At 70.5% G+C, this 14,029-nt stretch carries 15 protein-coding genes; 6 read left to right on the top strand and 9 right to left on the bottom strand.

Annotated features, from left to right (window positions below):
* Positions 1 to 20 precede the first annotated feature (20 nt).
* A complete protein-coding gene (locus ABC304_RS10440) occupies positions 21 to 650 on the bottom strand; it encodes a GNAT family N-acetyltransferase (protein ID WP_412930545.1) in 630 nt (209 codons plus the stop codon).
* Positions 651 to 685: 35 nt separating this feature from the next.
* Positions 686 to 1,573 carry a UTP--glucose-1-phosphate uridylyltransferase GalU gene (gene galU, locus ABC304_RS10435; protein ID WP_412930544.1) on the bottom strand — a complete coding sequence of 296 codons (888 nt, stop codon included), beginning with the start codon at positions 1,571 to 1,573 and terminating at the stop codon, positions 686 to 688.
* Between the two features lie 104 nt (positions 1,574 to 1,677).
* Between galU and ABC304_RS10430 the strand changes: the two genes are divergently transcribed.
* The 3 genes from ABC304_RS10430 to mscL are packed head-to-tail and all read left to right on the top strand — an operon-like array spanning position 1,678 to position 3,073.
* Positions 1,678 to 2,274, top strand: coding sequence for a 5-formyltetrahydrofolate cyclo-ligase (locus tag ABC304_RS10430; RefSeq protein ID WP_412930543.1), 597 nt, complete (start codon positions 1,678 to 1,680; stop codon positions 2,272 to 2,274).
* A gap of 16 nt (positions 2,275 to 2,290) precedes the next feature.
* Complete coding sequence (locus tag ABC304_RS10425; protein ID WP_412930542.1) at positions 2,291 to 2,602, top strand: FmdB family zinc ribbon protein; 312 nt, start codon at positions 2,291 to 2,293, stop codon at positions 2,600 to 2,602.
* A gap of 33 nt (positions 2,603 to 2,635) precedes the next feature.
* The gene (gene mscL / locus ABC304_RS10420) at positions 2,636 to 3,073 is read left to right on the top strand and encodes a large conductance mechanosensitive channel protein MscL (RefSeq protein ID WP_412930541.1); all 438 of its coding nucleotides are present in this window, start codon (positions 2,636 to 2,638) and stop codon (positions 3,071 to 3,073) included.
* Positions 3,074 to 3,077: 4 nt separating this feature from the next.
* On the opposite strand, the gene ABC304_RS10415 is transcribed toward mscL, so the two are convergent.
* Positions 3,078 to 3,296: a hypothetical protein gene (locus tag ABC304_RS10415; protein WP_412930540.1), complete on the bottom strand. Its 219-nt coding sequence runs from the start codon at positions 3,294 to 3,296 to the stop codon at positions 3,078 to 3,080.
* Complete coding sequence (locus tag ABC304_RS10410) at positions 3,283 to 7,017, bottom strand: AAA family ATPase (protein WP_412930539.1); 3,735 nt, start codon at positions 7,015 to 7,017, stop codon at positions 3,283 to 3,285. Before ABC304_RS10410 ends, ABC304_RS10415 begins: the two co-directional genes overlap by 14 nt.
* Before the next feature lie 269 nt (positions 7,018 to 7,286).
* Between ABC304_RS10410 and ABC304_RS10405 the strand changes: the two genes are divergently transcribed.
* Positions 7,287 to 7,796 carry a methylated-DNA--[protein]-cysteine S-methyltransferase gene (locus ABC304_RS10405; protein ID WP_412930538.1) on the top strand — a complete coding sequence of 170 codons (510 nt, stop codon included), beginning with the start codon at positions 7,287 to 7,289 and terminating at the stop codon, positions 7,794 to 7,796.
* Between the two features lie 65 nt (positions 7,797 to 7,861).
* Here the strand turns inward: ABC304_RS10405 and ABC304_RS10400 are convergent, their stop codons facing one another.
* Both ABC304_RS10400 and ABC304_RS10395 read right to left on the bottom strand, forming a co-directional pair.
* A complete protein-coding gene (locus ABC304_RS10400) occupies positions 7,862 to 9,484 on the bottom strand; it encodes a solute symporter family protein (protein WP_412930537.1) in 1,623 nt (540 codons plus the stop codon).
* Complete coding sequence (locus ABC304_RS10395) at positions 9,481 to 9,834, bottom strand: DUF485 domain-containing protein (RefSeq protein ID WP_412930536.1); 354 nt, start codon at positions 9,832 to 9,834, stop codon at positions 9,481 to 9,483. The genes ABC304_RS10400 and ABC304_RS10395 overlap by 4 nt, the downstream gene beginning before the upstream one ends.
* Before the next feature lie 136 nt (positions 9,835 to 9,970).
* Between ABC304_RS10395 and ABC304_RS10390 the strand changes: the two genes are divergently transcribed.
* A complete protein-coding gene (locus ABC304_RS10390) occupies positions 9,971 to 10,825 on the top strand; it encodes a helix-turn-helix transcriptional regulator (protein WP_412930535.1) in 855 nt (284 codons plus the stop codon).
* 83 nt (positions 10,826 to 10,908) lie between these two features.
* Entirely contained in the window at positions 10,909 to 11,256 is a 348-nt protein-coding gene (locus ABC304_RS10385; RefSeq protein WP_412930534.1) for a histone-like nucleoid-structuring protein Lsr2, read from the top strand.
* 58 nt (positions 11,257 to 11,314) lie between these two features.
* Here ABC304_RS10385 and ABC304_RS10380 read toward each other — a convergent pair whose 3' ends face one another.
* The 3 genes from ABC304_RS10380 to ABC304_RS10370 form a co-directional block, all read right to left on the bottom strand.
* Entirely contained in the window at positions 11,315 to 11,479 is a 165-nt protein-coding gene (locus ABC304_RS10380; RefSeq protein ID WP_412930533.1) for a hypothetical protein, read from the bottom strand.
* Positions 11,480 to 11,550: 71 nt separating this feature from the next.
* Complete coding sequence (locus ABC304_RS10375; RefSeq protein ID WP_412930532.1) at positions 11,551 to 12,216, bottom strand: response regulator; 666 nt, start codon at positions 12,214 to 12,216, stop codon at positions 11,551 to 11,553.
* Positions 12,204 to 13,958, bottom strand: coding sequence for a sensor histidine kinase (locus ABC304_RS10370; RefSeq protein ID WP_412930531.1), 1,755 nt, complete (start codon positions 13,956 to 13,958; stop codon positions 12,204 to 12,206). Before ABC304_RS10370 ends, ABC304_RS10375 begins: the two co-directional genes overlap by 13 nt.
* Positions 13,959 to 14,029 lie beyond the last annotated feature (71 nt).

The following is a 14,029-nucleotide window of genomic DNA, read 5'->3' as shown; positions in this document are numbered from 1 at the left end:
GACGCCCGACGGAGAGGCGCTCAGGCGTGCAGACGGTCCGCGGGAGGGATCGACGCGGCATCCTGCGGCGCCCGGCCCTGCGTCCAGCGCTCCAGCACGCCCTCGGGCACCTCCTCGCGCACGAGCGCGAAGGCGTAGTGGTCGCGCCAGTCGCCGTCGATGTGGATGTAGCGCCGGCGAAGCCCTTCGTAGCGGAAGCCGAGCTTCTGCACCACGCGCAGGCTCGCCGCGTTCTCGGGCCGGATGCAGATCTCCATACGGTGCAGCCGCAGTTCGCGGAACGAGATGTCAGTGGCCATCGCGACGGCGGTCGGGGTGATCGAGCGGCCGGCGAAGCGGCGGCTCACCCAGTAGCCGATGGTCGCCGAGGCGAGGGACCCCCGCGCGATGCCCCAGACGTTCAGCTGCCCGGCGATCTCGCCGTCGTACTCCATGACGAAGGGCACGCCGGAGCCGTCGCGATACTGCTGCAGCAGGCGTCGCACGCCGATGCGCATGTCGAACGACACCGGGCCGTCGGGGCTCGTCGCCTCCCACGGCCGCAGCCACTCCCGGTTGCTCAGGAGCTCGTGCTGCAGCGGCTTGGCGTCGCGCTGGCGCACCAGTCGGATGCCGATCGGCCCGTGCCGCTGTGGAGCGGTGATGTCCATGGGCACCCCCTCATCGAGCGGCGCGACCCGGAGGGTCACAGTGTCGCCGCGAACTCCTTGAACCAGGGGCGCAGCACGGGGCCGAGATCGTCGCGATCCGCGGCCAGCTGCACGATGGCCTTGATGTAATCCAGCTTATCGCCGGTGTCGTAGCGGCGGCCACCGAAGACGACGCCGTAAACGCCGGGGCCGTCGGGGTCGGCCGCGAGCTCCTGCAGGGCATCGGTCAGCTGGATCTCGCCGCCCTTGCCGGGCTCGGTGCGCTCGAGGATGTCGAACACGCTCGGCGCGAAGACGTAGCGTCCGATGACCGCGTAGTTTGACGGCGCGTCGGCGGCCTTCGGCTTCTCGACGAGGCCGGTGATCTTCACGGTGCCCTCGTCGCCGGTCTCCTCGATCGCCGCGGCGCCGTAAAGGTGGATGCTGTCGGGGTCGACCTCCATCAGCGCGACGATCGCGGCGCCGGTGCGGTCGTGCAGCGCGAGCATCGTCTCCAGCAGCGGGTCGCGCTCGTCGATCAGGTCGTCGCCGAGGAGGACGGCGAACGGCGAGTCGCCGACGTGCGCCTTCGCGCGGAAGACCGCGTGGCCCAGGCCCTTGGGCTCGCCCTGACGGACGAAGTGGATGTCGGCGAGGTCGCTCGAGTGCTGCACCTTGGCCAGCTTGTCGTGATCGCCCTTGCGGGTCAGGGAGTCCTCGAGCTCGGGCACGGAGTCGAAGTGGTTCGACAGGTTGTTCTTGTTGCGCCCGATGATGATGAGGATGTCGTCGATCCCGGCGTGGGTCGCCTCCTCCACCACGTACTGGATGGCCGGCTTGTCGACGACCGGCAGCATCTCCTTCGGCATGGCCTTCGTGGCGGGCAGAAAGCGGGTGCCGAGTCCTGCGGCGGGGATGACGGCTTTGAAAGGCTTGTGCGGCATGAGTGAACCTTACCGACCCGTCGCGCCCGCACCCCGACGGCCACGCGCGACAAGACGCCGCAGTTCGGTGATCGGACGCCACGGCGAACCGTAGAATCGAGCGCATGTCGGACGACATCGGACATCAGAAGCGGGCACTGCGCGCCGAGCTGCGCGAGCGCCGGCAGCTGCTGTCCGAGACGGCGCGGGATGCTGCGGCCTCCGGCATCCGCGCCCAGCTCGATGCCCTGCTCGAGCAGACGGGCGCCCGCTCCATCTCCTGCTACCTCTCCGCGACGACCGAGCCGGGAACGCGGGAGTTCGTCGAGCACGCGGTGAGCCGCGGCATCCGGGTCCTCCTGCCGGTCACGCGCTCCGACGGGCTCCTGGACTGGACGGTGGCCTCCGCGGACGGCGACATCGCCGAGGGGCTCTTCGGGCTCCCCGAGCCGGTGGGCGAGCTGCTGGGCCCCATCGCCGTCAACGACGTCGACCTGCTGATCATCCCGGCCGCCGCGGTGGACACCCGCGGCATGCGGCTCGGATGGGGCCGGGGCTACTTCGACAAGACCATCGGCTCGATGGAGGGCTGCCCGCCCGTCTACGCCGTCATCTACGACTCCGAGCTGATCGACGAGGTGCCCAGGGAGATCCACGATCAGCCCGTCAGCGGCGTGGTCACCCCGACCCGCACCGTTTCCCTCGCGCCCCGTCGGCGCTGACCCACCGAGAGAGCACATGCCCACCTACGCCTACGCCTGCACGCAGTGCGGCCACCGTTTCGACGCGGTGCAGTCCTTCGCCGATCCGACCCTGACCGAGTGCCCCGTCTGCGGCGGCAAGCTCCGCAAGGAGTACGGCTCGATCGGCGTGACCTTCAACGGCTCGGGCTTCTACCGCACCGATTCCCGCGCCGGCGCCAAGGGAACCGACGGCGGCTCGTCGAGCGGATCCTCGTCGTCCTCCTCCTCGTCGAGTGGCGACGGCGGAGCATCCGCGCCATCATCGAAGTCGGAGACGAAGCCCTCAGCGGCCCCGTCCACCACCTGACCGGCTCTCGCCGACCAACTGAGGAGTGCGCGCATGATCAAGGGCTTCAAGGAGTTCATACTCCGCGGCAACGTCATCGACCTGGCGGTCGCCGTGGTCATCGGCGCCGCTTTCACCGCCATCATCGGCGCCCTCGTCGACGGCCTGATCACGCCGCTCATCGGCGTCATCTTCCAGCTCGGCGACCTGTCCGGCTGGGTCTGGACCGTGCCGACGCTGTCGGGCAGCACGGCCACGTTCACGATCGGCAACATCGTCACGGCGATCATCAACTTCGTCGCCGTCGCCGCGATCGTCTACTTCGTCTTCGTGTTCCCGATGAACCACTGGAAGGCCCGCCAGGCCGCCCGCGCCGGCGTCGCGGAGCAGGAGACGCCTCCGGCTCCCACCGAGACGGAGCTGCTCGTGCAGATCCGCGACCTGCTCGAGGCCCAGAACGGCGGCGCCGGGCGCGTCCCGCCCACGCTCTGACCGCTCAGTAGTGCGGGGGCTTGTCCCGCCGCAGCTGCTCGTCGTTCGGACCGCTCCGGCGCCGTCCCCCGCGGGGGTCGGCGCCGTTTCCGTCGGTCCCGGTCGTGTCGTCGTCGATGACGTCGCCCGGCACCGGCTCGGCCGACGTGCCCGGCGCCGGCGTCAGACGAGCGCGCCGCGAGCCGGCGATCTTCTCGACGCGCTGGCGGTCAGTCGCCGACATCGAGCGGCTGGGTGTCCGTGTCGGCGGTCGCGACGCGGGAGTCGACGCCCAGCATCGCGGCGATCCGCACGGCGACGGCAGCCGGGTCACGATACAGGTCGAAGGCGTGCACCCGCACGTAGTGCCAGCCGAGCCGGCGGAGGATCGACGGACGGAGGCGGAGCGACTCCCGCAGCGAGTCGCCGAGGGTCTCCGGGTCGCTCTCCACGACGACCGCCTTGCCGCCGTGCTGGGCCACCAGCGGCAGCAGTCCGCGGTAGTGGACGTCGACCGAGATGCCGAGCCGTCGCAGCTCCCGCGCCAGGGCGAGGGTGAGCGGATCGGCGAGGTCTTCCAGGCGCGCCTCGCGACCGCGCGCGGCGATGCTGCCCAGGATGCCCATGAGGGTCGCCGCGCCGTACTCCAGCCGGCCGTCGTCGAAGGCGGACGGGCGGATCGACGACACGATCACCATGGACCGGCGGGCGCGCGTCATGCCGACCGTGAGCAGGCGCTCGCCGTCGGGGGTCGACAGGTCGCCGAAGTCGCTGAGCACGCGGCCGTGTTTGGTCAGGCCGAAGCCCAGAGAGAAGATGACGCGGTCACGGCTCTCGGCCACCGACTCCTCGAGGCTGAGCACGGCGAAGGGCTCGGCGGTGTCGCGCGAGACGAAGTCGGCGACGTCGGCGCGGCCCGCGAAGGCGGTGGCGACGGCGGCGCGCACGCGCTCGGCGTGGCGCGGGCTGGCGGTGACGACCATGAGCGATTCCGCCCCGCGGTTCACCGCGTGCTCTACCACCAGCGTCACGACCCGCTGCACTTCGGCGTCGGGACTCTCGACCGCACCGGTCAGCGGATCGGGGGTGCCGGTGCCGCCCTCGACGTAGTCGACGCCCAGGCTTCCGCGTCCGAGGTACGAGCCGGCCCACGGCAGCGACACGATCTCGCCGCCGTAGAAGGCGTCGTTCACGAGCTCGGCGAGGTCCTCGCCGCCGGCGCGGTAGCTGCGGGTGAGCGTCGCCACCGGCAGCAGGTCGGCGAGGCGCTCGAACACCGACTCGCCGTCGAACGGCGCGTCGAGGTCGTCCTCCGCGGTCGGGATGCTGGAGGCCACGCGGAACGGCGTCGGCTTCTGCGTCACCGGGTCGCCGAAGAGCACGACCTGCTCGGCGCGGCGGAGCGCGGGCGCGGCCTCCGCGAGGCAGATGGCCGCAGCATCCGCGATCACCACCACGTCGAAGGTGTGCGCGTCGGGGATCGCGGGGACGTCGTAGGGAGAAGCCAGCCACACCGGAGCGAGCGTCCGCAGCAGCGCCGGAGCGGCCGCGAGCACCCGGGCGGGGTCGGCTGCGCCGTTCTTCAGCTCTCGGCGGAGGGCGACCGCCTCCTCGGGGTGGTCGACGATGCCGATGCGCCACTGCGTCGCGAGGGCGGAGGCGAGCAGAGGACCGGATGCCGCGGCGTGCGCCTCGTCGACGAGGCGGAAGTCGCGCTCGAGGCGGTCGACGACGGCGGTGTTGGCGCCGAGCAGGGCGCGGTCGGTGCGCAGGAGGTGTTCGAGCGCCGACTGCCACCAGGCGAACTCCAGCTCGTCGCGAACGCGGCTCTCGGGCACGTGACGCACCGAGAGCTCGAGGAGCAGCGGCTCGAGCCCGAGGGCCGCGAGCTTCGTGCGGAGGGTCGCGCGCTCGACGAGGTTGTCGAAGAAGTCCGACTCGGCGGCGAGGGCGCCGAGGGTGCGCACGAGCGTCTTCACGGGGAGGTCGATGAGGCGCTCGGTCACCTTGCGGCCGAGGATGCCGTCGAGCTCCGCGAGGTCGGCATCGACGCGCTGCCAGGCGACGTGCACGTCGGCGAGCCCCACCGGGACCTCGGGGATGACGCCCGCATCGACGTAGCGCTGCCACTCGGTGCGCTGCTGCTGCACGCGCAGGAGCGCCTCGTACATGTCGGGGACGTGCACGCCAGGGCGGATGTACTCGCGGGACAGTCGCTTGAGCCGACGCCGGTTCGCGCCGCTCAGCTCGGGCGCCTCCCGGCGGGGCCCGTGCGCCTGGATGAGCTCACCGAGCGGGCGCTCGAACACGGTCGGGCTGAAGCGGTCGAGCGAGTCGCGGATGCCGCGGAGCACCTGCAGGTAGGCGCCGAGCTCGGTGAGGGTGCGGAAGGGGCGCATCCGCGTCTGCGCGATGAGCTCGTAGCCGCGCTCGAGCAGACCCGGGACATCCTGCCGGTGCAGCTTCGCGGCCAAGGCGTGGGCGGCCCGTGCCGACTCGGTCGTGGCGAAGGAGACGCCGTACCACGGCGAGTCGTCGGGGCCGAAGCGGAACTCGCCCAGGCGGGCCGCTGAGGCGAGCATCGACGCCGCCTCCGCCCGGTTGGGGGCGAGGCGCTCGAGCGTGAGCGCGTCGAACCGCGCCGCCGTGGAGGGTGCGGGGTCGACGGCCGCCAGCGTGGTGAGGGCCCGCAGGATCTCGAGCGTGGAGACGCCGAGCCCGTCGTGGCGGCGGGTCACGGCGCTGCGGTAGTCGCGCAGCACGCCCCGCAGGCGCACCAGCGCGTCGTCGATGTCCGCGACGCGCGGCTGCTCCGCCTTCTCGTTGCGGCCGATCGCGCGGATCAGGTCGCGCTGCAGGTGACGCGGCGAGACGGCGAGACCGCCCAGTCCGATGCCGGCGAGGCGGTGCCGCACGCCTTCGAGTGTGGAGCGGCGGGCGCTCACGACCAGCACGCGCTTGCCGTCGCGCACCAGGGCGCCGACGGCGTTGATGACCGTCTGGGTGCCGCCGGTGCCGGGCAGCGTGTGCACGACCATCGACTGGCCGGCGGCGATGCGGGCGAGCACCGCCTCCTGCTCCGCGTCGGCGTCCAGCAGCAGCGTGTCTGCGGCCGGCGGACGCTCGTCGGGATTGGGCGGGGTCGTCACGGGACGACGGGCGGTGAACGTCTCGCGGTCGGTGACGTGACCGGCGAGCGCGTTGAGCGTCGGGTGGTCGAGATTCACCGCGTCGCGCTCCATGCCCGAGCCGATGTCGGCGAACGTGGAGACGACCAGGCGCGGGATGACGCTGAAGCTCTCGATCGACGAGGTCAGCGAACGGAGGAGGTCTATCACGGGCTGGGGCTTGAAGAGCCCGCCGTCGTACGCGGCGGCGGACAGCGCCGGGCCGTCGACCGTGATGCCGAAGTGCGTGCGCAGCGCCCGTACGAGCTCGGGGTTGACCGTGAAGGTGCCGTGCAGCTTCACCTCGAAGTCGGCGTGGTGCCGGCGGATCGCCAGGGGCCGCAGCAGCACCGGAGCCGTGAAAGACGTCTCGCCGATGCGCCACGACGCCAGGCCCACGGCGAGCCGCACGGGCTCGATGCCGCGCGCGGTGCGCAGCTCGACGTTCTTGGTCGTGATGCGCTCGGCCGCCAGGCGGGCGTTGCGCAGCGCGACCTCGTCGCGGAAGAGACCGGACAGGAGCGTGGAGCGCCCGGTGATGAACTGCGGGAGGCTGCCCGGATGCGCCTTGGTGATCTCGATGCCGGCGTCGGCGGCATCGGAGAAGTGCAGCAGCGTGGAGCGACCGCCGAGGGCGGCGGCCTGGGTGCGCAGGCGATCGCGCTCGGAGTCGGCCGCGTGGACGACGGTCACACCCGGCTCCGACAGGCCGAGATGATCCGGGGTCACGGATGCGCCGGCCGCGACGTCTTCCTCGCCGGCCGCGATGCTGTCCTCTCCTCGCCACACATCGGCCACCCTACGTGGGCAGGCGCGACCGTCCCTTGCATGAGGGGCGAGTTTCGCGGTATTGCACGGGATCGGGGGCCGCAAAGGGCCCGGTCGGTGAGGGTGATGTTACTCCTGTGACGGAAGGGACGGATGTCACCTGGTCGACGCCTCATCCACCTCGCGGATATGGGACAGGGACGGATGCTGCCTCCTCCCCCGCCGCGAACGCGGTGACCTTCTGCACCGATCGGGCGGGCGCGACGGCCTGAGCGACAGCGGGCGGTCAGGATGTGTTCATGAGCGACTTCGCGTACCGCGTGACCCCCTCGCCTGTGGGCGACATCCTCCTCGTCGTCGGCGACGAGGGGCTGGTCAGCCTCCATCCGTTCGACGGACCGGTCGATCACGAGCTGCAGCGGCTCTCCGAGTCCCTCCCGGGTCCGCTCGCGCCCGATGACACCGCCGGCGAGGACGCGGTGGAGCAGCTCGCCGACTACTTCGCGGGCGACCGCACCTCCTTCGACCTCGCCCTCGACTGGCGGTTGGTGCAGGGCTTCACACGCGAGGCTCTCGAGGCGGTGTGTCGCATCCCCTACGGCGAGACCGCCGGTTACGGGGAGGTCGCGGTGGAGGCGGGCGCTCCGCGGGCGGCCCGGGCCGTGGGAACGGCGTGTGCGCGCACCCCTTTCTCCATCGTGGTTCCCGTGCACCGCGTCGTGCGCGCGGACGGCAGCATCGGCGAGTACGGCGGCCACCCCGAAGTGAAGCGCTTCCTGCTCGACCTGGAGCGCGACGCCGGCGTGTAGGCCGTCGGCCCATCGCACGCGTGCGCCCCCGCGGAATCGCGGGGGCGCACGTCATCCGGTCCGACCTAGTGGTCGGTCGCCTTCTCCGCACCGAAGCCGGTGAGCGAGCGGACGTCCATCTCGGCCGCCGTGCGCGGATCCTCCGGCCGGCGCGACAGGATCGAGCCGAGCCAGCCGAGCAGGAAGCCGACGGGGATCGAGACGATGCCCGGGTTGTTCAGCGGCCAGATGGCCGTGCCGGTGTTCTTGAACACGCTGGTCTCCGTGCCCCAGAAGACCGGCGACAGCACGATGAGGATGATGGCCGCGGCCAGTCCCCCGTACATGCTCCAGACGGCGCCCTGGGTGTTGAACCGTCGCCAGAACAGCGAGTACAGGATCGTCGGCAGATTCGCCGAGGCGGCGACCGCGAAGGCCAGCGCCACCAGGAACGCCACGTTCTGCCCCTGCACGCCGATGCCGCCGAGGATGGCGAGCACGCCGATCACCAGCACGGTGCGGCGGGCGACCTTGACCTCGCCGTCGGGCGGCACGTTCCCCTTCTTCACGACGTTCGCGTAGATGTCGTGTGCGAAGGACGCCGCGGCCGTGATCGTGAGTCCGGCCACCACCGCGAGGATCGTGGCGAACGCCACGGCCGAGATGAATCCGAGGAGGAGCGGACCCCCGAGCGCGAGCGCCAAGAGCGGCGCCGCGGAGTTCACGCCGCCCGGGGCGGCCTTGATGGCCTCCGGCCCGACCAGCGAGCCGGCGCCGTAGCCCAGCACCAGCGTGAAGAGGTAGAAGACACCGATCAGCCAGATCGCCCACACGACCGATCGACGCGCCTCCTTGGCCGTCGGCACCGTATAGAAGCGCATGAGGACGTGCGGCAGACCGGCCGTGCCGAGCACGAGGGCGATCGCGAGCGAGATGAAGTCCCACGGGTTCTTGCCGTACTGCAGGCCCGGTCCGAGGATGGCGTCCTTCTGCTCGGTGATGGAGGCCGCCACCGCGCTCTCCAGCAGCGTGTTCAGGCTGAAGCCGTTGATCGCCAGCACCCAGACGGTCATCACCATCGCGCCGCCGATGAGCAGGAACGCCTTGACGATCTGCACCCAGGTCGTGCCCTTCATGCCGCCCACCAGCACGTACACGATCATGAGCACGCCGACGACGGCCACGACCAGCGACTGACCGAGCGTCTCCTTGATGCCCAGGAGAAGGGAGACGAGCCCGCCCGCTCCGGCCATCTGCGCGAGGAGGTAGAAGAAGCAGACGGCGAGCGTCGTGATCGCCGCGGCCATGCGCACGGGTCCCTGCTTCAGCCGGAACGACAGCACGTCGGCCATCGTGAACTTGCCCGTGTTGCGCATCAGCTCCGCCACGAGCAGCAGCGCGACCAGCCAGGCCACGAGGAATCCGATCGAGTAGAGGAACCCGTCGTATCCGTTGATGGCGATCGCGCCGGTGATGCCCAGGAAGGATGCTGCGGACAGATAGTCGCCCGAGATCGCGAACCCGTTCTGCGGCCCGGTGAAGGAGCGACCGGCCGCGTAGTAGTCCGCCGCGGTCTTGTTGTTGCGGCTGGCGCGGATGACGATGAAGAGCGTCACCGCCACGAATGCGGCGAAGATCGAGATGTTCAGGACCGGGTTGTTCTCCACGGTCTGCACGGCCGCGTGCACGGCGCCGAAGACGTCGTTCATGCGGACGCCTCCTGCTTCTCCAGCTGATTGCGGATCGCCTCGGCCTTCGGGTCGAGATTGCGGTTGGCGTACCAGACATAGGCCATCGTGATGGCGAATGTGGTCACGAATTGCCCGAGGCCGAAGAGCAGCCCCACGGTGATGTCGCCCCAGACGCGCTGCGACATGAATTCGACCGCGAAGGAGCTGAGCAGGACGTAGACGAAATACCAGACGAGGAAGGCGATCGCGAGCGGGAAGACGAAGCTGCGCTGCGAGCGCTTCAGCTCCGTGAATTCCCTCGACTTCTCGACGGCGATGTAATCGATGCCGTGCGGTGACGAACCGGCATTCGTCGCGGGGTCTGACATGGGGCCTCCTTGCCACATGATTCCGGCGCTGCATCGCGCCGATGGGTTCGCGCACGCCGCTGCCGGCGAGCCCGGTGATATCGTCGACGCTACGAAAGGCGGCGAGGTGGCCGTCACCCCCGGAAGTAGGTAGTGCGTGGTGGCACTCGCGACAGCCGAGAGCGATGAGCAGCTCCTCTCCCGCGCGGTCTCCGACCTCGTCGCGCGCACCCGCTTCCCCGTGGCGTTCGGCGGCCTCCAGCACGGCGGCGCCATCCACGTGTCCTCGATCGTCGGCGCGCGCACCCGCAGCATCGACGGCCTCGTCGTGCAGTCCGAGCGCGGACTCGGCGGGCGGGCGCTGGTGGAGAAGCGCCCGCGCATGGCGCTGGACTACCGCCGTGCGCGCAGCATCACGCACGACTACGACCGGGCCATCCTCGGCGAGGGCATCGCCACCCTGTTCGCCGTCCCGGTGATGGTTTCAGGCGAGGCGCGCGGCGTGATCTACTGCGGATCCTGGTCGGAGGCGCCCGTCGGCGACGTGGTCGCCCGCCCCGCGCTCGGCGTCGCGGCCGAGCTCGCGACGGAGCTGCGCGTGCGCGAGGAGGTGAGCCGGCGGGTCTCCCGCCTGCCGGCGAGCGCCGACGGGCTCGTCTCGCGGGCGCGGGAGGAGCTCAGGGAGACCTACGCCGAGCTCCGGTCGATCGCCGCGACGGTGCAGGACGACCTCCTGCGCGAACGCCTCGGACATCTCGAGCGGAAGCTGGCGGCGCTGACCCGTGACGACACCGTCGAGGCCTCGGTCGCGTCGGATATACATCTCACACCGCGCGAGACGGATGTGCTGGCATGCGCCGCATTGGGCGCGACGAATTCCGAGATCGGCGCGGATCTCCGATTGAAAGAGGCGACGGTGAAGTCCTATCTCGCTTCCGCGATGGCGAAATTGGATGCCTCGACCCGCCATGCTGCGGTGATGAAAGCGCGGCGCGCGGGAATTCTTCCCTGACCCCGATTGCACACGCGCGGTATATCGCTCACGAAATGCGGAAAGCCCTTATTCGCACGTGAGCGGAGTCGTACCATTCACGTATGGCTCGCAAAATCGTTCATCAGCTCATCGACGATCTCGACGGCACGGAGATCGAGGCAGGTGAGGGCGAGACCGTCCTCTTCTCGATCGACGGCGTCGCCTACGAGATCGATCTCTCCGACGCGAACGCGTCGGCTCTCCGTTCGTCTCTCGAGCGCTACGTCGCCGCGGCGCGCTCGGTGTCCTCGCGAGGTTCTTCCGGACAGGGCGATTCCCGCACCCGCCGACGCACACCGTCGCAGGACTTCTCCGAGATCCGCTCGTGGGCCAAGTCCAACGGCTTCCAGGTCTCCGAGCGCGGCCGGGTGCCGGCATCCGTCATCGAGGCCTACGAGGCCGCCCACTGATCGTCAGCGCATGACGAAAGCCCCGGTGCCGTCGGCGCCGGGGCTTTCTCGTGTGTCGTCAGGTGCGGGTGCCGCGCCGGATGTAGCGGAGCAGACCCATGATGATCGCGATGACGAGGATGACGATCCCGATCCAGAGCAGGAACTTCACCGCCTCGACGAACAGGCCGGTGAACAGCAGGACGACTCCGACGATGAGCAAGATGATGGCGAGTGCTGGCATGCCTCAAGGATGCCCGAACGCGCGGCGCGGCCCCCGGGGGTTGACGCCGCCTGCCGATCGGTGAGAGGGGGTCAGAGCGTCGCGGTGCCCGCGCTCGCGAGGTAGCGGATGACGGCCAGCACGCGTCGGTGGTCGTCCGCGTCGACCGGCAGGCCCAGCGCGTCGTAGATGTTCGAGGTGTGCTGCACGACCGCCTTCTCGCTCAGGACGAGCTGGGCGGCGATGGCGGCGTTGCTGCGTCCCTCGGCCATGAGTCCGAGCACCTCGAGCTGGCGCGGCGTCAGTCCCCCGACCGCGCCGCTGAGTCTGCTCGCGCGCGTCACCATGACCGCCACCACCTCGGGGTCGAGAGCCGTCCCGCCGTCGGCGACGCGATGCACGTCGGAGGTGAAGGTCTGCACGTCGGCGATGCGCTGCTTGAGGAGGTAGCCCACTCCCCCGGTCTGGCTCTCCAGCAAATCCGTCGCGTAGCGCCGCTGCACGTGCTGCGAGAGCACCACCACGGCCATCGTCGGGTGCGCCCTGCGGATGCGCAGTGCCGCCACGAGCCCCTCGTCGGTGTAGGTCGGCGGCATCCGGATGTCGGTGATGACGAGGTCGGGCACGTGCCGGGCGACCTCGCGCTCCAGCTGCGCCGCCGTGCCGACCGAGGCGACGACGTCGAATCCGTCGGTGTCCAGCACATGAGCCAGGCCCTCGCGCAGGAGGACCTCGTCTTCGCCGATCACGATGCGCATGGCAGCACCACCTTCACCCGGGTCCCCGCACCCTTCGGGGAGTCGATTTGGAAACGTCCGCCCAGTACGTCGATGCGGTCGGTGACGCCGAGGAGCCCGCTGCCGCGAGCGGTGGTCGCCCCGCCGACCCCGTCGTCGGCCACGTCGAGGTGCAGCTCGGTCGGCGTCTGGACGATGCTCACCCGCACCGACGATGCACCGGAGTGCTTGACGGCGTTGGTGAGCACCTCGGCCACGATGAAGTAGGCCGTGTGGGTGATGGCGGCCGGCAGGGGCGCGTCGCGCAGCTCGGTGTGCAGCGACGCCGGGATGCTCAGCCGGTCGACGAGGTCTTCGGTCGCGACGGCCAGCCCCGTCTCCACCAGAGCCGCCGGCAGCACGTTGTGCACCAGACGTCGGAGGTCGGCCGCGGCGCCGTCGATGCGCCTGCGCAGCTCCGCCGCCGCGGCAGCGGACCCGGCGTCCGCGTCCGGCCGGGTGGCGATGCCCTGCGCGTCGAGGGCGAGGAGGACGAGCTGCATTTGGAGGCCGTCGTGCAGGTCCTGCGCGATCCGGTACCGCTCGCGATCGGCCGTCTCGACGATGCGGACCCGCGACTCCGACAGTTCCTCGTTGCTCGCGATGAGCTCTGCCGTGAGGCGCTCCCGGTCGATGGCGATGGAGAGCACCTCGGCCGCACGGAGCACCGGGTACGGGTCCCCGATCATGCGGGTGTCGTAGTTGATCGCTCCGACCAGCCGTTCTCCCACGCGGACCTCGACCCAACCGCGATGCGGCTCGTGCAGAGCCGGCTCGGCGTCCGCTCCGAACTCGTCCACGAAGGACGCGCGATCGGGCGACCAGTAGACGATCCTCAGCGTCTCATCGCCCATCGTCCCCGCCAACGCGCGGCCGACGGCCGGCCGGGTGACGCCGCCGATGCCGAGCCAGGCGCTGAGCGCCTCCAGATCGCCGGTGCGGGTGAATCCGCCGATCAGGACGCCGATGAGGAAGGCGATGGGGATGCCGCTCAGGATGCCCAGCTGGATGATGCTTCCGATCACCGGATCCGCGCCGAGGAGGCGGCCGACATTCGGCGCGGCGACGATGGCCAGCACCGCGAGGATCCCGTAGAGGAACAGCGGCAGCAGCACGCGCCGGTAGACGTTGTCCGCCCGAAGCAGGCGTCGCGTGAGGATCACCGACGTCACCACCATGATGCCGATGCCGATGACGGACTGCGCCGCCGCGGTGATCCTGTCGAGCTGCCCTTGTCCGACCGTCACGAAGACGACGCGGGCGGCCTGCAGCAGCACGGAGATCACGTACCCGAGCGCCACGGTCGCGATGGACAGCCGCCCCTGCAGGCGACCCGAGGGGAAGGCGTGCAGCAGATGGACCACGACGGCCAGCGGCAGCGTCGCCGACACCGCTCCCACGATCTGCAGGAACTCGAAGGGCAGGTTGCCCATGTTGTTGAGGAAGAGGGAGAGCGCCCCGATGTAGATCAGCGCGCCCATGGCGTTGCCCGGACGCCGCCACCAGGCGACGATCCCCGCGGTCGCCCAGATGACGGCGACACCGGCGAACAGGAGCGAGGCCATTAGCTGCTCCGCCGTCGCGGACGCCACGGCGACCTGAAGCACGCCGAGGAGGAGGGAACAGAACGCGAGGATTCCGAGCGCGAGCCGCAGCGACCCGGACCGCCCGCCGCGGAGGCGGATCGGGATGGGCGCGGTGCCGGCAGGTGTCCGTGCGATCACGACGCTCCTCCTCGGGATCGATGATCCCACTGTCCCGCGCTCGCCGCCGCAGCCACCAGGGACCTAGGCCC

The organism is Microbacterium jepli, from assembly GCF_047237905.1.
Classification (GTDB): Bacteria; Actinomycetota; Actinomycetes; order Actinomycetales; family Microbacteriaceae; genus Microbacterium.
Note: the sequence above shows the minus strand (reverse complement) of the source record. Positions and strands in the feature narration are given on the sequence as shown.